At 68.3% G+C, this 19893-nt stretch carries 20 protein-coding genes and 1 pseudogene; 4 read left to right on the plus strand and 17 right to left on the minus strand.

Translation table 11 applies throughout. The features are described from left to right. Positions 1–210 (plus strand): annotated as a pseudogene (locus C5F48_RS14990) (hypothetical protein); the annotation flags it as partial. A gap of 260 nt (positions 211–470) precedes the next feature. Here the strand turns inward: C5F48_RS14990 and C5F48_RS14995 are convergent. The 9 genes from C5F48_RS14995 to C5F48_RS15035 form a co-directional block, all read right to left on the minus strand. Beyond that, positions 471–1721 carry an AGE family epimerase/isomerase gene (locus tag C5F48_RS14995; protein WP_107664704.1) on the minus strand — a complete coding sequence of 417 codons (1251 nt, stop codon included), beginning with the start codon at positions 1719–1721 and terminating at the stop codon, positions 471–473. Between the two features lie 67 nt (positions 1722–1788). After that, on the minus strand, positions 1789–2448 hold the full coding sequence (gph, locus tag C5F48_RS15000; RefSeq protein WP_107664705.1) for a phosphoglycolate phosphatase: 660 nt from the start codon (positions 2446–2448) through the stop codon (positions 1789–1791). Between the two features lie 6 nt (positions 2449–2454). Continuing rightward, on the minus strand, positions 2455–3144 hold the full coding sequence (locus tag C5F48_RS15005; protein ID WP_107664706.1) for an HAD family hydrolase: 690 nt from the start codon (positions 3142–3144) through the stop codon (positions 2455–2457). Continuing rightward, a complete protein-coding gene (cbbX, locus tag C5F48_RS15010; RefSeq protein WP_107664707.1) occupies positions 3141–4070 on the minus strand; it encodes a CbbX protein in 930 nt (309 codons plus the stop codon). Before cbbX ends, C5F48_RS15005 begins: the two co-directional genes overlap by 4 nt. 104 nt (positions 4071–4174) lie before the next feature. Next, positions 4175–4564, minus strand: a complete 390-nt coding sequence (locus C5F48_RS15015) for a ribulose bisphosphate carboxylase small subunit (RefSeq protein WP_107664708.1) — start codon at positions 4562–4564, stop codon at positions 4175–4177. 11 nt (positions 4565–4575) lie between these two features. After that, a complete protein-coding gene (locus tag C5F48_RS15020; RefSeq protein WP_107664709.1) occupies positions 4576–6036 on the minus strand; it encodes a form I ribulose bisphosphate carboxylase large subunit in 1461 nt (486 codons plus the stop codon). A gap of 14 nt (positions 6037–6050) precedes the next feature. After that, positions 6051–7130 (minus strand): class II fructose-bisphosphate aldolase, encoded by a 1080-nt coding sequence (fba, locus tag C5F48_RS15025; protein WP_107664710.1) that lies wholly within the window; start codon positions 7128–7130, stop codon positions 6051–6053. Positions 7131–7147: 17 nt separating this feature from the next. Then, entirely contained in the window at positions 7148–8020 is an 873-nt protein-coding gene (locus C5F48_RS15030; protein ID WP_107664711.1) for a phosphoribulokinase, read from the minus strand. 4 nt (positions 8021–8024) lie between these two features. Continuing rightward, entirely contained in the window at positions 8025–8972 is a 948-nt protein-coding gene (locus C5F48_RS15035; RefSeq protein WP_245941261.1) for a class 1 fructose-bisphosphatase, read from the minus strand. A 150-nt stretch (positions 8973–9122) separates the two neighbouring features. On the opposite strand from C5F48_RS15035, the gene cbbR reads away from it, so the two are divergent. Beyond that, positions 9123–10070, plus strand: a complete 948-nt coding sequence (gene cbbR, locus C5F48_RS15040; RefSeq protein ID WP_107664713.1) for a LysR family regulator CbbR — start codon at positions 9123–9125, stop codon at positions 10068–10070. Here the strand turns inward: cbbR and C5F48_RS15045 are convergent. The 8 genes from C5F48_RS15045 to C5F48_RS15080 all read right to left on the minus strand — a co-directional run bounded on the left by C5F48_RS15045 (position 10055) and on the right by C5F48_RS15080 (position 17768). Then, a complete protein-coding gene (locus C5F48_RS15045; RefSeq protein ID WP_107664714.1) occupies positions 10055–10750 on the minus strand; it encodes an ABC transporter ATP-binding protein in 696 nt (231 codons plus the stop codon). The two genes, cbbR and C5F48_RS15045, sit on opposite strands and share 16 nt — an antisense overlap. Further along, entirely contained in the window at positions 10751–11449 is a 699-nt protein-coding gene (locus tag C5F48_RS15050) for an ABC transporter ATP-binding protein (protein ID WP_107664715.1), read from the minus strand. Beyond that, the gene (locus C5F48_RS15055; protein ID WP_107664716.1) at positions 11446–12372 is read right to left on the minus strand and encodes a branched-chain amino acid ABC transporter permease; all 927 of its coding nucleotides are present in this window, start codon (positions 12370–12372) and stop codon (positions 11446–11448) included. The genes C5F48_RS15050 and C5F48_RS15055 overlap by 4 nt, the downstream gene beginning before the upstream one ends. Further along, positions 12369–13247: a branched-chain amino acid ABC transporter permease gene (locus C5F48_RS15060; protein WP_107664717.1), complete on the minus strand. Its 879-nt coding sequence runs from the start codon at positions 13245–13247 to the stop codon at positions 12369–12371. Before C5F48_RS15060 ends, C5F48_RS15055 begins: the two co-directional genes overlap by 4 nt. Positions 13248–13281: 34 nt before the next feature. Next, entirely contained in the window at positions 13282–14571 is a 1290-nt protein-coding gene (locus C5F48_RS15065) for an ABC transporter substrate-binding protein (RefSeq protein ID WP_107664718.1), read from the minus strand. Between the two features lie 97 nt (positions 14572–14668). After that, positions 14669–16006, minus strand: coding sequence for a hypothetical protein (locus tag C5F48_RS15070; protein ID WP_107664719.1), 1338 nt, complete (start codon positions 16004–16006; stop codon positions 14669–14671). Next, a complete protein-coding gene (locus C5F48_RS15075) occupies positions 16006–16587 on the minus strand; it encodes an amino acid synthesis family protein (protein ID WP_107664720.1) in 582 nt (193 codons plus the stop codon). The genes C5F48_RS15070 and C5F48_RS15075 overlap by 1 nt, the downstream gene beginning before the upstream one ends. Positions 16588–16712: 125 nt before the next feature. Further along, complete coding sequence (locus tag C5F48_RS15080) at positions 16713–17768, minus strand: tyrosine-type recombinase/integrase (protein WP_107664721.1); 1056 nt, start codon at positions 17766–17768, stop codon at positions 16713–16715. 157 nt (positions 17769–17925) lie between these two features. Between C5F48_RS15080 and C5F48_RS15085 the strand changes: the two genes are divergently transcribed. Together C5F48_RS15085 and C5F48_RS15090 are read left to right on the plus strand one after the other, a co-directional pair. Beyond that, positions 17926–18723: a DUF72 domain-containing protein gene (locus C5F48_RS15085; RefSeq protein WP_107664722.1), complete on the plus strand. Its 798-nt coding sequence runs from the start codon at positions 17926–17928 to the stop codon at positions 18721–18723. Positions 18724–18893: 170 nt separating this feature from the next. Then, on the plus strand, positions 18894–19893 hold a 1000-nt coding region (locus tag C5F48_RS15090), incomplete at its 3' end, for an ABC transporter substrate-binding protein (RefSeq protein WP_107664723.1).

Raw genomic sequence — 19893 nt, forward strand, 5'->3', positions numbered from 1 at the left:
GAGACCAAGCTGCAGGGCACGGTCAACGTGGTGGACATGAACAACAACGCCAATTTCGAAACCTTCGACCTGACCGTCAGCATGGACCAGGCGCTGCCTCTGTTGCCGCCGGGCACCGACCTGAACATCATCCCGCCGACCAGCACCGAGGTCTATGCCGGCGTGGTCGCGGCCTTCGCCAAGGCCGTGGTCGACCGCATCGACGGCTGACCGACCGGCAGGCGGCGCACCTCGCGCCGCCTCGCCCTGACAGAAACGACCAAGCCCCGGCAGAACCGGGGCTTTTTGCTGTGCTGGTTCGGGAAAAGGGGCGCGCCGTCGGTAAGGGAGGGATGGCCCCACCGACGGCGCTATAGACCCGTGGCTGTAAAGGGGCAGGCGTTTGGGGAAAAACCGCCAGCCACGGGGATACCTGTTCAACCCTGAGGACCCGTCCGGGTTCCGCAGATTATTGAGAAAATTTTCGCCGCTCAGTCGATCAGCCGCAGCGCCCCGTCGCGCAGCCCCCGCGTCACGCTGCCATTGGCCGGGACCAACGGAATCAGGCAGGCCTGCACCGCGTGGTAAAGGTCTGGCTTCCCTTGGAAAACCCGGTTCACCGGCCGCAGCTCCGGGTCCAGCTCGGGGAACCAGCCGCCATGCCGGCGGTCGATGAGATGCGAGGCCGAGAAGCCCCAGATCCGCCGGTACCACTCCTCGAACCGCGCGTCGCCGCCCATCTGCCCCAGCACCGAAGCGGCGGCGATCCCCTCGCAGCAGGGCCACCAGAAGCGATCGGCGCGGGCCGGCCGGTCGTTCCAGTCCAGCGTGTAGTAGAACCCGCCGCGCTCGCCGTCCCAGGCGGTCTGCACCGTGGTGAGGAACAGCGCCTCCGCCGCCTCGTGCAGCCAGCCGAGCTGCTGGCCCCCGAGCTGCCAGAGCTGCACCAGCAGCCGGCTCCATTCCAGCGCATGTCCAGGCGTGGTGCCCGCCGGGCGGAACATCGGGTCGCCCTCGTAATCGCGGTCGACCCGCCAGTCGGCGTCGAAATGCTCCGGCACGCGCCAGCCCGCCGCCCGCGCGTGGCGGTTGATGATCAGGTCGGCGATCCGTTCGGCCATGCCAAGATAGCTCAGGTCGCCGGTCGCCTCGAAGGCCGCCATCAGCGCCTCGGTCAGGTGCATGTTGGAATTCTGCCCGCGATAGCCGCTCAGCGGCTGCCAGTCGCGCGCGTATTCCTCGCTGGTCGCCCCGGCCTCCGCTTCCCAGAACCGGGTCATCAGCACCTCGGTCACATCGGCCAGCAGCCGGTCGGCATCCGGATGCCCCACCACCTTGGCCGAGGAGGCGGCCAGCAGCACGAAGGCATGGCCATAGGCCTGTTTCGTGCCATTGGTCGGGTCGTCGTTGTCGAGCCCCCAGAGATAGCCGCCATGGCTGGCGTCGCGATGCCCGTTCCACAGATAGGCCATGCCGTGGTCGATCATCCGGTCGGCCCCCGGAATGCCCAGCTGATGCGCCATGGCATAGCAGTGCACCAGCCGCGTCGTCTCGTGCAGCTGCCGCCGCCCGTCCTCGACCGGCCGCCCCTCGGTGTCGAGCGCATGGAACCCGCCGGCCGGGTTCAGCGTGGCCAGGAAGAGCTTGAACAACTCCTGCGCCTGGTCCAGCAGCCAGAGCCGGTGCGCGGGTCGTTGAATGAAGTCCGGCCCCTCGGTGCCGATCCAGTGCGATGCCGTCATGTGCCCTCCGCGCGAAAAACTGTCGTCGCAGAGGCATATAGGGCAGAATGCCGCGCCGGGAAACGCCTCAGCTGCGGGCGAGGCCCTGCAGCAGGGCTGGCAGCGCGTCGAAATGGCTGAACAGCGCCTGATGCGGCAGGTCCTGCGCCGGGGTCTTGCGATAGCCCTCGGTGAACAGCGCGAAGGGCAGGCCGGCCGCCGCCGCGGTCGCTGCGTCCACCTCGCTGTCGCCGACATAGAGCACCGGCCCCGCGGCAAAGGCCGCCGCCGCCGCCCGCAGCGGTGCGGGATCGGGCTTCTTCACGCTCAGGCTGTCGCCGCCGATCACCACGGCGAACAGCTCCAGCAGGCCGAAGCTGCCGAGGATCTCGCGCGACGGCCCCTGCGGCTTGTTGGTGCAGAGCCCAATCTGCCAGCCCGAAGCCGACAGCCCGCGCAGGCAGGCCTCCACCCCGGGATAAAGAGTGGTCAGCGTCGCCGGGTCGGCGTTGTAGTGCCGCATGAAGCGGTCGTGCAGATCCTTGTGCCGGGCGGCGTCGGCGGGTTCGCCCCGCGCCCGCATCACCCGCTCGATCAGAACCGGCACGCCGTTGCCGATGAAGCTCACCACCTGCGGCAGGGTCAGCGGCGGGGCCGCCTCCTCCGCCAGCGTCAGGTTCAGCGCGGCATGGATATCCGGCGCGGAATCGACCAGCGTTCCGTCCAGGTCGAAGATCACCGCCGCCATATGCTCTCAGGCCCCCACCGTTTCCCGCAACCCGTCGAGGCCGCCCAGATCCGCGAAGCAATCCACCCGGCGCGCCGCCCCGGTGAAATCCTCGCCGAGCGTATAGAAGCCCGGAGAGACGATGCAGCGCAACCCCGCCGCCCGCGCCGCGCGCAGACCGTTGCGCGAATCCTCCAGCGCCACGCAGTCCTCCGGCGGCAGCCCAAGCTGCTGCAGCGCCAGCAGGTAGACATCCGGCGCCGGCTTCTTCGCCGCCACCATGTCGCCGGCGGCGATCGCCTCGAAGACCTCCGCCGCCGGCCTGCCGAAGGCCGCGCGGCACAGCGCATCGGCGCTGGGCAGGCTGGTGGTGGTCGCCATCGCCAGCCGCACCCCTGCGCGCTGCGCCTCCTCGATCAGCGCGGCGATGCCCGGCCGCAGCGCGACATGGCCCGCCGCCACCAGCTCGACATAGCGCGCGGTCTTCAGCGCGTGTATCTCGGCCACCGGCAGCGGCGCCGGATCGCCGGCCTGATAGCGCAGGAAGCGCTCGATCCGCTCCTTGCCCCCCGTGGTGGTCAGCAGGTCGCGGTAGATCTCGCGGTCCCAGTGCCAGTCGACGCCGATCCGGGCGAAGGTGTCGTTGAAGGCGCGTCGGTGCAGCTCCTCGGTTTCCGCCAGCGTGCCGTCCACGTCGAAGATGATGGCGCGGATCATGCCTGGACCTCCGTCCGGCGCCGCTCGCTCTCCAGCCCGCCCTGAAAAACCCGGCTCGCCCGGATATCCTCGGCGGTGAGGGTCGACAGCGCCGCGGCGTCCAGCGGCCCGGTCGAGGCGCTGAACAGCCGGTTCGCCTGCCTGAGCCGCGCCCGGTCCAGCGCATTGCGGATCGAGCGGGCATTGGCGAAATGCGGCTGCGCCCGCCGCAACGAAATGTAATCGGTCAGCGCCGCCTCGGCCTCCTTGGTCAGGCGGTAGTTCTGCTCTTCCAGCATGTGCCCGGCGATCCGGTGCAACTCCTCGTCGGTGTAGTCCGGGAATTCGATGTGATGCGCGATGCGCGAGCGGAAGCCGGGATTGGAGTTGAAGAAATTCTCCATCCGGTCGGCATAGCCAGCCAGGATCACCACCAGATCGTCACGGTTGTTCTCCATCACCTGCAGCAGGATCTCGATCGCCTCCTGCCCGTAATCCCGCTCGTTGTCGGGCCGGTAGAGGTAATAGGCCTCGTCGATGAACAGCACGCCGCCCATGGCGCGCTTCAGCACGTCCTTGGTCTTTGGCGCGGTATGGCCGATGTATTGCCCCACCAGATCGTCGCGGGTCACGCTGACCAGATGGCCCTTGCGCACATAGCCCAGCCGGTGCAGCAGTCCGGCCATCTTCAGCGCGACCGTGGTCTTTCCGGTCCCGGGATTGCCGGTGAAGCTCATGTGCAGCGTCGGCGTGCCATGCGCCAGCCCCAGCTTCTGCCGCGCCTTCTCCACCAGAAGAAGCGCCGCCGTCTCGCGGATGCGGTCCTTCACCGGCTTCAGACCGATCAGCTCGCGGTCCAGCTCCTCCAACACCTCGCGCGCGCCGGAGCTTTCGTATTCGGCGCGAAGGTCGATCGTGGTCGGCGCCGCCGCGGCTTCTTCGGTCATCGCAGTCTCCTGCCCCATTTTCTGTCGAAAAATATCCTCGGGGGGTCCGGGGGGCAGACAGCCCCCCGCCTTTCCGCCGGTCGATCCGTCCGGGAGGAAGCGGATCAGCGGGCGATGCTGTGGGTGTAGCGGATCGCCCGCCCGTCCACCTCGGTCCGGGTCATCGAGATCTCCGGCTCGGTCTCGGGACGGTTCACGATGAAGCTCATGGTGATCGTCTCGGTGCCGCGGCTGTTGTCGAAGGCGTTCAGCCGGATGTAATGCTGCGGGAAGGCCTTGCGGCATTCCTCCAGCTCGATCATCACCCCCTTGGCGTCGCGCAGGTCGAACATCGGCATGCCCCACATCTCCCAGAAGGTGTTCCGGGGATGCGGGTCGTCGGTGTATTCCACCCCGATCGCCCAGCCCTTGCCGAGACAGTATTCCACCTGTGCGGTGATCTGCTGGTCCGTCAGGTCCGGCAGAAACGAGAAGCAGCCCTGTGTGATACGCATCCGTTCGCTCCTTACATCGAGACCGAGGCCGTCGGCACGAAGTCCGAGGTGTCGGTGGAGGTGTAGTTGAAGGTGATGTTGCCCCAGGTATCGAGGGCGGCTTCCAGCGGCTTGCACCATTTCGCGGCGGCGCGGAGGATCTCCGGCCCTTCCACGTCGATGTTGCGGCCCTCGTTGCGGGCCAGCACCATCGCTTCCAGCGCCACGCGGTTGGCGGCGGCCCCGGCCTGGATGCCCATCGGGTGGCCGATGGTGCCGCCGCCGAACTGCAGCACCACATCGTCGCCGAACAGGCTCAGAAGCTGGTGCATCTGCCCGGCATGGATGCCGCCCGAGGCGACCGGCATGACCTTCCTGATGTCGCCCCACTCCTGCTCGAAGAAGATCCCGCGCTGCAGGTCGACCTCGTTCTTCGTCTCGCGGCAGACGTTGTAATAGCCCTGCACCGTCATCGGGTCGCCTTCCAACTTGCCGACCGCCGTGCCGGTGTGCAGGTGGTCCACCCCCGCCAGCCGCAGCCACTTGGCGATGACGCGGAAGCTGATGCCGTGGTTCTTCTGCCTTGTGTAGGTGCCATGCCCCGCGCGGTGCATGTGCAGGATCATGTCATTGGCCCGGCACCAGTTCGAGATCGACTGGATCGCCGTCCAGCCGACGATCAGGTCGACCATGACGACGATGGAGCCGAGCTGCTTGGCGAACTCGGCCCGCGCATACATCTCCTCCATCGTGCCGGCGGTGATGTTGAGGTAATGCCCCTTCACCTCGCCGGTCCGCGCCGAGGCCAGGTTCACCGCCTCCATCACGTAGAGGAAACGGTCGCGCCAGTGCATGAAGGGCTGCGAGTTGATGTTCTCGTCGTCCTTCATGAAGTCGAGCCCGCCGCGCAGCCCCTCGTAGACCACCCGGCCGTAGTTCTTGCCGGACAGCCCCAGCTTGGGCTTCGTGGTGGCGCCAAGCAGCGGCTTGCCGAACTTGTCCAGCCGCTCGCGCTCGCCGACGATGCCGGTCGGCGGCCCCTTGAAGGTCTTAACATAGGCCACCGGCAGGCGCATGTCCTCCAGACGCGCGGCCTTCAGCGGCTTGAACGAGAAGACGTTGCCGATGATCGAGGCCGTCAGGTTGGCGATGGAGCCTTCCTCGAACAGGATCAGGTCGTAGGCGACATAGCAGAAATACTGCCCCGGGGTGCCCGGCACGGGTTCGACCTTGTAGGCCTTGGCGCGGTACTGGTCGCAGGCGGTCAGCCGGTCGGTCCAGACCACGGTCCATGTCGCGGTGGAAGATTCGCCGGCCACGGCGGCGGCGGCCTCGATCGGGTCGACGCCCTCCTGCGGGGTGATGCGGAACAGGGCCAGGAGGTCGGTCGGTTTCGGCTCGTAGTCGCCATCCCAATACCCCATCTGCGCGTATTTCAGCACGCCCGCCTTGTAGCGTTCCTTGCCTTTGATTTCGGTCGCCTTGGTATCCATGATGCGTCCTCCCTTCACGCGGCCCTGGCGGCGCCGATCGCCGGATCAAGGGTGCCGCTTGCGTAGCGTCTGGCCATGTCATCCAGCGGGATGACGGTGATCTTCGAGGCGTTGCCCGCCGTGCCGAACCGCTCGAAACGGTCGCGGACCAGCGTTTCCAGCTCCTTCATCGCCGGGATCAGGAACTTGCGCGGATCGAACTCCGCCGGGTTCTCCATGGCGACCTTGCGGAACTGCCCGGTCAGCGCCATGCGGCAATCGGTGTCGATGTTGACCTTGCGCACCCCGTGACGGATGCCGCGCTCGATCTCCTCCACCGGCACGCCATAGGTCTGCGGCATCTGCCCGCCGTAGCGGTTGATCAGGTCCTGCAGCTCCTGCGGCACCGAGGAAGAGCCGTGCATCACCAGATGCGTGCCCGGCAGCCGCTTGTGGATCTCCTCGATCACCGACATGGCGAGGATCTCGCCGTCCGGCTTGCGGCTGAACTTGTAGGCGCCGTGGCTGGTGCCCATGGCGATGGCCAGGGCATCGACCCCGGTGCGCTGCACGAAATCCACCGCCTGATCCGGGTCGGTCAGCATCTGGCTGTGGTCGAGCTCGCCTTCCGCGCCCGACCCGTCCTCCGCCTCGGCCTCGCCCTTCTCCAGGCTGCCCAGCACCCCCAGTTCGCCCTCAACAGAGGCCCCCACCCAATGCGCGCAATCGGTGACGCGGCGGGTGATGTCGAGGTTGTAGTCATAGGAGGCCACGGTCTTCATGTCGGCCTCCAGCGAGCCGTCCATCATCACCGAGGTGAAGCCGTGCCGGATCGCCGACAGGCAGGTGGCCTCGTTGTTGCCGTGGTCCTGATGCAGGCAGATCGGGATCGTCGGATAGGTCTCGGCCAGCGCCTGCACCATATGCACCAGCATGATGTCGCCGGCATAGCTGCGCGCCCCGCGCGAGGCCTGCAGGATCACCGGCGCGTCGACGGCCTTCGCCGCCTTCATGATCGCCAGCCCCTGCTCCATGTTGTTGATGTTGAAGGCGGGCACGCCATAGCCGCGCTCCGCGGCATGGTCGAGCAATTGTCTGAGGGTAATCAAGGCCATATCGGGTTCCTCCGGGTTCAGGCGCGCTTGCTCTCGCGCACGAGCCGCTCGATCAGCGGGGTCAGGATCAGTTGCATCGCGAGGTCCAGCTTGTTGCCGGGAATGACGATGGAATTGGCGCGGCTCATCCAGGAGCCGTGGATCATCGAAGTCAGGTAGGGAAAATCGATGCCGCGCGGGTTGCGGAAGCGGATGACGACGAGGCTCTCGTCGGCAGTCGGGATCCAGCGGGCGATGAACGGGTTCGAGGTGTCGACCACCGGCACCCGCTGGAAGTTGATGTCGGTCCGGGTGAACTGCGGCGTGATGCAATGGACGTAGGCATGCATCCGGCGCAGGATCACGTCGGTCACCGCCTCGGTGGTGTAGCCGCGGGTGGCTCGGTCGCGGTGGATCTTCTGGATCCATTCGAGGTTGATCACCGGCACCACGCCGATCTTCAGATCGGCCAGCTCGGCAAGGTTCACCTCGTCATTGACCACCGACCCGTGCAGCCCCTCGTAGAACAGAAGATCGCTGTCATCGGGAAACGGCGCCCATTCGGTGAAGTTTCCCGGCGCGACGCCGGTCTTCTCGGCCTCGCTGGCGTCATGCACATAGGTGCGGGTCTTGCCGGTGCCGGTCTCGCCATATTCGCGGAACACCCGCTGCAGCTCGCCCAACTCGTTGGCCTCGAAGGAGAAATGCGAGAAAGTCATGTCGCCCGCGGCATAGCGGCGGTCCAGCTCGGCCTTCATCGCGGCGCGGTTGTAGCGGTGGAAGGCGTCGCCCTCGATCGACACCGCGGTGACGCCCTCGCGGCGGAAGATCTGGTCGAAAGTGTGCTTGACCGTCGATGTGCCCGCGCCGGACGAGCCGGTGACGGCGATGATGGGGTGTTTCTTGCTCATGAACTCAGCTCCGGAAGAGGCCGCGATTGCCGAAGAGGGCGGAGGTTTCGTGCTCGGGGAGGTCGTGGTAAGCCGAAATCCGGGCAACCTTTTCCGATGAACCGAAGACGAAGGGGGTGCGGGCGTGCAGATGCGCGGGCGCGGCCGTCAGGATCGGGTTTTCCCCGTCCGTCGCTCCGCCGCCCGCCTGGGTGATGACGAAGGCGATGGGCGCGCATTCGTAGAGCAGCCGCAGCCGCCCCTGCTGGTAGCCCTTGCGGTCGTCCTTGGGATACAGGAACACCCCGCCGCGCGAGATGATGCGATGGGTCTCGGCCACCAGCGACGCGAGCCAGCGCATGTTGAAGTTCCGCCCGCGCGGCCCCTCGGTGCCCGCGACGCAATCGTCGATATAGGCGCGGATCGGCTTGGGCCAGTGGCGGTAGTTCGAGGCGTTGATCGCGAATTCGCTGGAGCTCGGCGGCACCCTCACCGCAGCATCCACCAGCACGAAGCCCTGCGTCGCGGCGTCGAGCACATATTTCAGCGTGCCCGCCCCGAAGGAGACCACCAGACAGCATTGCGGCCCGTAGATCACATAGCCGCCCGCCAGCAGGTCGGTTCCGCTGCGCAGGAAGCTCTGCGCGGCGGTTTCCTCGGCGGGGTAGATCGCGAAGATCGTGCCGATCGACAGGTTGGTGTCGATGTTGGAAGACCCGTCCAGCGGGTCGATGGCGAGCGCCAGCGTGCCCGCCGGGTTCAGCTCCACCGCCTCCTCCTGCTCTTCCGAGGCGTAGTAGCGCACCGCCGTGTCCTGCAGCGCCGCGCGGAAGGCGTCGTCGGCGATCACGTCCAGCGCCTTCTGCCCGTCGCCGTCCGCATTCACCCCGCGCGCCCCGGCCAGATCCTCGTCGATCCCGCCCCGGGCGATGCGATGCGCGATGTCGATGGAGACTGCAGCCAGCCGCTGCATGACCTCATGCAGGGCGGCGGGGATGGCGTCTGTCGGCAGAGCCGCAGGTATGAACAACACGGTAACCTCCCACGTTCGATGGGACGACCCTTGCCAAAACCGAAGTTCCATGGAATTTAATAAGATTGAAGTTTGCTTCAGGAAAACTGAATGATCCGGCTGGATGCCCTCACTTTGAAACAATTGCGGGCGCTTGCTGCGGTGGCGGAGCGCGGTTCCCTGACCGCGGCAGCCGAGAAAATCGGCCTGACGCCACCGGCAATCCACAACCAGATCAAGAACTTGGAAGAGGTCTTCGCGCTCCCCCTGCTCAACCGTGGCGCCGACAGCACCGCCTTCTCCCTGACCCCCGCCGGAGAGGCGGTGCTGGAGGCGGCGCAGCGGATCGACGTCATTCTGTCGCAGGCCTCATACCAAGTGATGGCGGTCAGCGAGGGCCGTTCCGGGCAGGTGACGCTGGGCGTGGTCTCCACCGGGCGCTATTTCGCCCCACTTCTCGTGCACAGGCTGCAGGAGCTCTGCCCCGAGATTCGCGTGGCGCTGCGGGTGCGCAACCGCGAGCAGATCGTCGAGGACCTGCAGCGCCATGTCGTCGATCTGGCGATCATGGGCCGCCCGCCCCGGGTGCCCGAGGTCGCCTCGGTGGCGCTGGGCCCGCATCCGCACGGTCTGGTGGCGCGGCCCGACCACCCTCTGGCCGGGCGCGAGGCGCCGGCGCCCGAGCTTCTGGCGCAGACCTTCCTCGCCCGCGAGGAGGGCTCCGGCACCCGGCTGCTGATGTCGCGCTACCTCGACCGGCTGGGCGACGGGCAGGTGATCGACATCGTGGAGATGGATTCGAACGAGACCATCAAGCAGGCGGTGATCGCCGGGCTCGGCATCGCCTTCCTGTCGCTGCATACCGTGATGGACGAACTGCGCTTCGGCCAGCTGGTGCAGCTCTCCGCCGCCGGCCTGCCGATCGAGCGGCACTGGTTCCTCGTGCATCCGGTCGATGCCCGGCTGCGGCCGGCGGCGCTGCGCCTGCAGGAGGCGATCATCGGGCTGAAGGGCAGCTACCTGCCCAACACCCGCCCGGCCGTTCAGACCCCGACGTAGCGGCGGAACTGCGGCGCATCCGCCGCCAGCCCCGCTGCTGCCACCAGCTCGGCCACCGCGCCGTTCTCGACGAAGGCCACGCGGTCGGCCATGCTCAGCACCGCCTCCACCCGCTGCTCGACCAGCACCGTCGCCACCCCGGTCGCCTTCAGCGCCGTCACCGTCTGGCGGATCAGTGCGATCATCGAGGGTTGCAGCCCCTCGGTCGGCTCATCGAGCAGCAGCACCTGCGGCTCGAGGCAGAGCGCGCGGGCGATGGCCAGCATCTGCTGCTCGCCACCCGACAGCGTGGCCGAAACCTGCCCCAGCCGCTCGCGCAGCCGGGGAAACAGCTCCAGCACCCGCTCCCGTGTCGCGGCCCCCTTGCCGCGGGTCATCAGCCCGATCTCGAGGTTCTCGGCCACCGTCATCGGCCCGAACAGCCGCCGCCCCTGCGGCACATAGCCGATGCCCTGCCGCGGCGCCCGGTGGGGCGGCAGCCCGTCGACCCGCGCCCCGTCCAGCGTGATGTTGCCAGCTGTCAACTTCACCTGCCCCATGATGGCGCGCAGCATCGTCGTCTTGCCCGCCCCGTTGCGCCCCATGACGCAGAGCACCTCGCCCGGCGAAGCCTCCAGGCTCAGCCCCCGCAGCACCTGCACATTGCCATAGCCCGCGTCGATCCCGTCCAGCCGCAGCATTCAGCCCCCCAGATAGGCGGTCTGCACCGCCTCGTTGGCGCGGATCTGCGCGGGAGGGCCGGAGGCCAGAACCTCGCCGGCGTTCAGCACGGTGATCCGGTCGGCCAGATCCATCACCACATCCATGTTGTGCTCGATCAGGAGCACCGTCGTCTCGGGTACGACCGAGCGGACCAGCGCCTTGAAGGCGTCGATCTCGGCATTGGCCAGCCCCTGCGTCGGCTCGTCGAGGATCAGAAGCCGGGGCGAGAGCGCCAGCCCCATGGCGATCTCCAGCAGCCGCTGGTGACCGTAGGCCAGCGTCCCGGCCTCCTGCGCGGCCCGCCCGGCGAGCCCGACACGCTCCAGCGCCGCCAGCGTCTCGCGCCCAAGGTCGGCGGCGCCCCGCTGCTGCACGGCCAGCGCGAGGTTGTCGTGGACGCTGAGCCGGGGGTAGATCGAGGTGATCTGGAAGGTATAGGCGATGCCGAGCCGGACCCGCCGATGCGCGGGCAGGCGGGTGATGTCGTCTCCGGCAAAGCGGATCGTGCCCGCCTCGACCGGGATGCGCCCGGAGAGCAGGCCGACGAAGGTGGTCTTGCCCGCCCCGTTCGGCCCGATCAGCGCATGGATCTCGCCCTGCGTCAGATCGAAATCGACCGCGTGGATCGCCCGCAGCCCGCCGAAATGCCGCGTCAGCCCGCGCGCCTCGAGGATCATGGCAGCCATCTCGCCCCCCGCTCGCGGATCGTGCCGAGGATGCCTTTCGGAGCGAAGAGCACCAGAACCAGCAGCGCCACGCCGACGACGAGGTTGGAGGCATCGGTGACCGAACTGCTCAGGTCGATCAGGTAGAACATCAGGAGCGCGCCGAAGAACGGGCCGAGCACCGTGCCGGCCCCGCCCAGCAGCACCCAGAGCAGCGGCAGGATCGAATACTGGATCGCGGCGAAGCTGGCGCCGACATAGCCGAACATCAGCGCATAGGCCGCCCCCGCCGTGCCGGAATAGAGGCCGGAGAGGGTGAGGGCGATCAGCTTGGTGCGGAACGGGTCGTAGCCGAGCATCCGGCTGCGCTCTTCGTTCTCGCGCATCGCCACCATGACCCGCCCGAAGCCCGAGCGCACCAGCGCGAGATTGGCCAGCAGCGCCACGCCAAAGATCGCCAGCGCCGTCAGATAGCGCGGCCCATCGGCGGAAAGATCGAGCCCCGCCAGCATCCGCGCCTCCCGCGCCAGCACGAAGCCCTCGTCGCCGCCGGTGACCGGCCCGTAATAGAGGATGGTCAGATAGCCGGCCTGCGCGAACATCAGCGTGACGATCATGAAGGCGACGCCCGCCGTCCGCAGCGCCAGAAGCCCGACGGCCAGCGCCATCGCCGCCCCGGCCAGCATGCCCAGCGGCAGGGCCAAGAGCGCCGGTGCGCTGTGCACCGCGAGTCCCGTGGCATACATCCCTGCGGCGAAGAACAGCGCGTGGCCGAGCGACAGGAGCCCGGTGTAGCCGAAAGCGATGTTGTAGCCCATGGCATAGACCGCCAGCACCATGACCCTCGCCACATTGGTGTAGTGGTAGGGCGGCAGCACGACTTGCACCGCCAGAAGCGCCCCGATCAGCGCCAGATGCAGGGCGAGCGCCTTCATGCCTTCGCTCCGAACAGGCCCTGCGGGCGGAAGACCAGCACCAGGGCGACGAAGAGCGTGGCGAGGATCTTGGCCAGCGTCGGCGCGTAGAAGACCGAGATCACCCCGTCGCTGAGCCCGATCAGCAGCGCCGCCACCAGCGTGCCGCGCAGGCTGCCCAGACCGCCGATGATGACGACGATGAAGGAGAGGAGGAGCGGGTCGCCCCCCATCAGGTAATGCGCCTGCTGGATCGGCACGATCAGCACCGCCGCGATGGCCGCCAGCCCCGCTCCCATGGCGAAGACGCCGGCATAGACCCGGTCCACGTCGATGCCGAAGGCCTGCGCCGTCGGCCGGTCGATCTGGGTGGCGCGCATCACCAGCCCGATCCGGCTGCGCGTCATGATGAGCCACACGGCCAGCAGCACCAGCCCCGCAGCCGCCACGACGAAGAGCTTATAGCCGGAATAGCCGAACCACGGCAGCTGCAGGCGCAGCTCGAAGGGCGCGGGCACCGGGCGGGCATCGGGGCCGTAGAGGCTGAGCGCCGCCTGTTGCAGGATGTAGAGCAGGCCGATGGTGGCGACGATGGTCGCCTCGGGGTCGTAGTTCAGCCGCTTCAGCACCAGCCGGTCGGCAAGCGCCGCCACAGCCGCCACGGCCAGCGGCGCCAAGAGAAGCGTCGCGACGAAGCCCAGCCAGGGCGGCCCCGGCATCCACGAGGTGACGAACCACGCCGCCACCGCGCCCAGCATGAAGAACTCGCCATGCGCCACGTTGACCACGCGCATCACGCCGAAGACCAGCGACAGCCCGACGGCGGTGAGGGCGAGCACCGCCGCCATCACCAGCCCTTCCATCAGGGCGAGAAGGAGAAAAGGTCCGAAATCCAAGGGGTTCCGCGAGGGCCGGAGCCCCCTGCCTTTCTCAGAACGACTGGGTGGTGTAATCCACCATGTCGTCGTACATGCCGTCCTCGAGGCTCGTGGTATGGACGCGGATCAGCTTGCCGCCCTCGACCCGGCTGATGAACTGATGGCCGAAGACCTGATGCGTCTTGCCGTTGAAGCGCTTGTCGCCCTGCGGATGCTCGGTGCCCGCGCTCATCGTGGTCATCGCCTCGATCGCCTCCACCAGCTTCTTCCGGTCGGCGGTCGACTGATAGCCCGCCGCCTCCATCCCGGCCTTCAGGATGAACAGCGTCTCCCAGCAGGAGAACATGTGGCTGTAGGTCGAGATGTCCTTGGGGTCGGCGACCGAGGCGCCGTTGGCATCGACGCCCACCGCGGCGCGATAGGCGATCTCGGCCTCGGTCGCGTCGGGCTGCTGGGTGCGGCACTGGCCTTCCCAGAAATGCGTGCCCTCGAGGAATTCGAGACCCGGGCTGGCAAGATCGACCGCCTCAAGCGAGTCGATGAAGCCGAAGATCTGCGGCTTCTCGCCCGAACCGTAGAACTCGCCCAGCTCCTTGACGAAGGTCAGCACCGCTGGGCCGACCATGACGTGATAGAGCACCTCGGTCTCGGCCGGGATGCGCGGGAAGTAGCGGGTGAAGCTGGTCTCGGTCGGCGGGATCGCCAGCTGCGCGATCACCTCGCCGCCCTGCGCCTCGACCGCCGCGGTGAAGAAGTCGCGGTGGTCATGGCCGAAGGCGTAGTCGGGGAAGACCATCGTCACCTTCTTGCCCAGCGTCTGCGTGACCCAAGGGGCCATCGCCGTGACCTGCGCCCGCACATCGGTGATGCCCGGCTGCAGCGTCCAGCGGTTCAGCATGCCCGAGGCGACGTGGAAGCCTTCGGAGCAGACCAGATAGGGCACCTTCAGCTCGCCCGCACGGGGGGCGGAGCCGATCACCACATGGCTGAACAGCGGGCCGAAGATCGCGTCGCAGCCATGCTGGCTCGCCAGCTTCTCCACCACTTCCGAGCCGCGTTTCGGGTCGGTGCCGTCATCCTCGAAGATCACCTCGACCGGGCGTCCGTTGATCCCGCCCGCCTCGTTCAGCCGCTTCAACGCGGCCTGCGTCGTGCGCTCGTACCAGCGCCCGTAGGCCGCGCCGATGCCGGTGCGGTGCAGTTGGAACCCCAGCTTGATCGGCGCCGAGGATTGCGCCTGCAGGAAGCCGGGAAAGCCGCCGACCGCCAGCGCGCCGCCGGCCGTCAGCCCCTTGAGCACCGAGCGACGCGAGGGGGTGGCGTTGATCATCTGTGGTTTCATCGGGATGTCTCCGCATGTGGGGCAGGCCCCGGCCTTCTGCCGCGGTCTGTCGGGAAAGTGGCGGGGTGGGCCGGCAAAGTCGATGGCTTTTGCATGCTCAGGCTCCCGTCGGTGAAGAAAGCAGCCACAGGCCGAGCACCGTGTAGCCGACCATCAGCGCGGTGACCGGCAGATGCGCGGCCCGCGGCGCCGATCCGGCCAGCCGCAGCCCGAGGGTCACCGCCAGCAGATGCGCGCCGAGGATCGCCGCGAATTGCGCGTTCCACACCAGCGTCATGCTGGCAGCGTCGCTGAGGAAGCCGAAGGAGACATAGAAGGCCGAGAGCCCCAGCAGCGCATCGCCGCGGAAGAACGGATCGTTCAGCGCGGCGAGGGTGAACTGGCCCGAGGTCAGCAGCGTCACGAGGTAATGAGCCCCGTGATAGCCCGCCGCAATGGCGAGAAAGCTGAGCATCACCGGCCCGGGACTGGCGCCGCCGAGCCTGCGCCCCAAGGCCAGCGCGCCGAGGATCGTCGCCGCCGTCAGCACCCATGTCGCAAGCAATCCCAGCGTGTTGATCCCCATGACGGCGGAGCGGCCGGGAAACTCCAGCGGGTTGACCCCGGTCAGCCCCAGCCACCAGAAGGTCTCGCGCAGCCCGTCGAAGGTCAGCACCGACAGCGCCAGCGTGACGAAGGCGGTGGCCGACGGTGCGAGCGGCGGCATGGCCAGAACCTGCGCGCCGGGGAACCCCGCCATCAGATCGGCCCGCCGACCGCGGATCTGCAGCCAGAAGGGCGCGATCTTTGCGACGAAGCCGAAGTAGACGGTGAGGAAATCGCCCTGTTCCAGCCAGTCCTCGCCCTCGGCCACCGCCAGCGCGAAGATGACTAGCCAGTAGACCAACGCCACCCCGGCAAGCACCGCCGGATCATCGGGCGAGAGCGAGACGATCTGGAACCAGCCGAAGCCTAGGTAGCCCGCCACCGCCGGCAGATGCCCGAGGTGCCCGAGCCCGATGCCGCCCTGCCGACCCAAGAGCGTGCGGGTGATCCGGACCGGGGCGGTCCACGGGTTGATCGAGCGCCAGAGATTGCCGAAGAGCATCGACGCCAGCGGCAGGGCGACCCAGATCACCGTCCAGAACACCAGCGTCATCAGGTTGTGCATCGGATCGCGGCTGCCGAAAAAGCCGATCAGCAGCAGCGCGAGAAAGCCGAGGAAGGAGGCATAGCTCGTCACCATGACCGGCAGCAGCAGCCGCCGCGTCCAGATCCGGTGGCCGCGCATCTCCGGCAGGGCCTTGGCGCTGCCCAGAAGCGCGGTCAGCGCCACGGTCGCGGCGGCCCCGGCCATATAATAGCCGGTCGGCAGGGTCATCACCACCGAGGGCGGCAGGGCGCAGGCGAGGGCGGCGCCCGGCAGCAGCAGGATTGTCGCCACCAGCCGCCGCATCAGCAGAGCCCGTCCTCGCCCCTGACCTGCCAGACCTCCAGCCCGCCCATCCGGCTGTGCACCCGCCCGCCCTTGGCCATGGCCAGCACGAAGACGATCTCGTCGGGGCGCGGCCCGTCCGCCACGGTGACGGTGATCGCGTCGAAATGGCTGCGGACATAGGCGGCGTTGATATGGCCCAAGGGCACATCCAGCGCGCCGCCGATCCCTGCCAGCTTCATCGCCGAGGGCACGATGGCCCGGGCTTCGCCCAGCCGCTCGCGCATCGCGCTGCCGCCCGGCTCGTGCCAGAGCGCGCCATGCTCGGTCTCGCCCAGGGCGCCGACCAGCGCGCCCTTGCCGTAGCCGTCGATCCCCTCACGCCCGCCGAGCGCCGCGATCAGCTTGTCGGTCATCGCCAGAGCCAGCGGCCTGAGATCCTCCATCGCCGGCTGCAGATCGGCGGCATGGCTGGTCGCGAAAGGGTTCTTCACCACGGCGAGGATCGCGCCGCGCAGCTTCGGCGTGATGCCGGGCGCGCCGCCGTCGTGGTGGATCTCTTCCAGATGGATCGACATCTTCCGCAGGGTGAACTCGGGCAAGGCGGGGCTCCGGGATCTGGGCCGATTGGCGGCGTGGCCGATGGTTCGGGCCACGTTGCAGGAAAAGCGCCGTCCCTGCAATCGAACCGGGCCGCTGCGACCGATTGCCCCGGACCGGGCGGGGCTCAGCCCATCAGGTCGGCGGCGGGGTTCTCGGTGATCTCCACATCGTCGTAATAGCGCTGGGCCTGCGCCACCGAGCGGTGCAGCGACAGCCGCATCGCCGCCTGGATCGGCGCGCCGTCCAGCGCCGCCTGGGTGAGGAAGCCGGAGCGCAGGCCATGCGGGCTGGCATGGTCGGCGGGCAGGCCGGCCAGCGCCAGCCGGTGCGTCAGGATGGTGCGGATCGCGTCGGGGGCCAGCCGCCGCGGCAGCGCCCGTCCGGATTTCGAGATCGGCCGGAACAGCGGCCCGGCATCGGCGCCGACCGCCAGCAGCCAGCCCATCAGCGCCCGCGCCGGCCGGCCCTTCAGCACCAGCTTCGGCGCGGCGCCCTTCGCGGTGGTCTTGGTCTCCCAGAGCCGCAGCCAGAGGATGCCCTTGGCGGCGAAATCCTCGCGGCCGATGTCCTCGATCCTGAGCCCGGTGATCTCGGACCGCCGCCGCCCGCCGCTGGCGAAGCCGAGGCTAAGGATCGCCCGGTCGCGCAGCCCGCGCAGGCTGTTGTCGCAGGTGGCGAGCAGGAGCTCCAACAGCGGCAGGGTGATCGGCCGCGCCGATTTCGGCTGGCGCGGCCGGGCGGCGGCGCGGCGCGCCTTGGCCCGGGCCTGCCGCACCAGGGGGGCCTCGAAGGGCGAGCCGAGGTTGCGCATCCGGTGGAAGGCCTGCCAGCTGGCGATGCGGCGGTCCAGCGTCGCCGGGGCCGGGCAGGCGAGGCCGCGGCGCAGGCCGAGCGCGACCAGCTGCTCGGCGGCCAGCCGGGCGGCATCGCCGGGCGGGGCCTCGGTCAGGTCGCGGGCATGGTCGATGACGAAGCGCAGCGCCACCGCCTCGGCCTCCGGCCAGGCCAGCGGCTGGCCGAAGGCGGCCTGTTTCCAGCCGGTCAAGTAGACCAGATCCCGCTCGTAGGCCCGCAGCGTGTTGGCCGGCGTGCCACGGATATAGAGGTCGGTCAGCGCCGCCTCGTCCTCGCGCGACAGCGCGATCGTCGTCCTGGTGGTGAAGGTGCCGGGGAGTGCCATCGCGGCGGAGTCTAGCGGCGCGGCACGGCCCTGCGCAAGCGGCCAGAAGAGGGGCGCCGACCGGGAGCCGAACCGGCCCTTTGCGCGTTGGCCCAAAGGCCGGATAGCCAGCCGGCGGAAAATGCGCCAGTCTGAGAGACGGGCAGAAGGAGGGATCATGGGCAAGACGGGCAGGATCCGCATCGGCATCGGCGGCTGGGTGTTCGAGCCGTGGCGCGACACTTTCTATCCCAAGGGCCTGCCGCAGAAGCGCGAGCTGGAATGGGCCAGCCGCCAGCTGACCAGTATCGAGATCAACGGCACCTATTACGGCTCGCAGAAGCCGGAAAGCTTCGCGCGCTGGCATGACGAGACGCCGGAGGATTTCGTCTTCTCGCTGAAGGCCCCGCGCTTCGCCACCAACCGCAAGGTGCTGGCCGAATCCGCTGCCTCGGTCGAGCGGTTCTTCACCAGCGGCGTGATGGAGCTGCGCGAGAAGCTCGGCCCGGTGAACTGGCAGTTCCTGCCGACCAAGCAGTTCGACCCCGAGGATTTCGAGGCCTTCCTCGCTCTGCTGCCCGCCTCGCACGAGGGGCGCAGGCTGCGGCATGTGGTGGAGGTGCGGCACGAGAGCTTCCGCGACCCGGCCTTCGTCGAGCTGGCGCGCCAGCACAATGTCGCCATCGCCCTGTCCGGGGATTCGGAACATCCGCTGATCGCCGACCCCACTGCGGATTTCGTCTATGCCCGGATCATGGGCACGGCAGAGGACGAGCCGCTGGGCTATGCCAAGCCGGCGCTGGAGCGCTGGGCGCAGCGGGCGAAGGACTGGGCGGCGGGAAAGGCCGGCGAGGGGCTGGAGCCGATCGGCCCGCCGGCGCCGGAGAAGCCGCGCGACGTGTTCCTCTATGTCATCAGCGGCTTCAAGCCGCGCAATCCGCAGGCGGCGCTGGCGCTGATCGACCGGCTGGAGTGAGGCATTTCCGGGCAGCTGCCCATAAATCGCCTCGGGCTTAGGCGGTTGTCGACAGGATGCCGGTTTTCAGGGCATAGTTGCACCGGCGCTGCCCGAAGCCCGCCGCGCGGCTTGCAACCGCCCCGGCGCCGCGCAGGGTCGGAGACGATCTTAGTTCTGGGGAGATATCCATGTTCCGTCCGTCCCTCGCCGCCTTCGCCGCGGCTTTCAGCCTCGCGGCAGCGGCCCATGCCGAAACCGCCATGCCCTTCGCGCTCGACTGGAAGTTCGAGGGTCCGGCGGCGCCCTATGTGGTGGCCGTGGACAAAGGCTATTTCACCGCCGAAGGCCTGTCGGTGGAGGTTTCCGAGGGCGCGGGCTCGCTCGATGCGATCCCGAAAGTGGCCACGGGCGCCTTTCCCGTGGGCTTCGCCGACATCAACAGCCTGATGAAGTTCCTCGACCAGAACCCCGGCGCGCCGGTGACGGCGGTGATGATGATCTACGACAAGCCGCCCTTCGCGGTGGTCGGGCGCAAGTCGCTGGGCATCGAAGCGCCCGCCGATCTCGCCGGCAAGAAGCTGGGCGCGCCGCCGCCCGATGGAGCCTGGGCGCAGTTCCCGATCTTCGCCGAGGCGAACGGCCTCGACATGGCGAGCATCACGGTGGAGCCGGTGGGCTTCCCGACCCGCGAGCCGATGCTGGCCGAGGGCCAGGTCGATGCCGTCACCGGCTTCTCCTTCACTTCGACGCTGAACGTCATCCGTCTGGGCGTGGAGGCCGAGGATGTCTCGGTGCTGCTGATGGCCGATCACGGCGTGGCGCTCTACGGCAATGCGGTGATCGTGAACACCGATTTCGCCAAGGCGAACCCGGAGGCGGTGACGGGCTTCCTCCGCGCCGTGGCCAAGGGCTGGAAGGACAGCATCTCCGACCCGGAGGCGGCGATCCAGACGCTGATGTCGCGCAACCCGGCGGCGGATGCGGCGCTGGAGCGGCAGCGGCTGCAGATGTCGATCGACGACAACGTGCTGACCGACTGGGTGAAGCAGAACGGGCTGGGCGGGATCGACGAGGCGCGGATGGCCAAGGCGATCGAGCAGACGAAATCGGTCTATACCTTCGTCAAGGCGCCGGATGCCAAGCTCTACTTCGACCCGAGCTATCTGCCGACCGACGGCAGCCTGACGA

Origin of the sequence: Cereibacter changlensis JA139 (assembly GCF_003034985.1) — a bacterium.
GTDB classification, from domain to species: Bacteria; Pseudomonadota; Alphaproteobacteria; order Rhodobacterales; family Rhodobacteraceae; genus Cereibacter; species Cereibacter changlensis.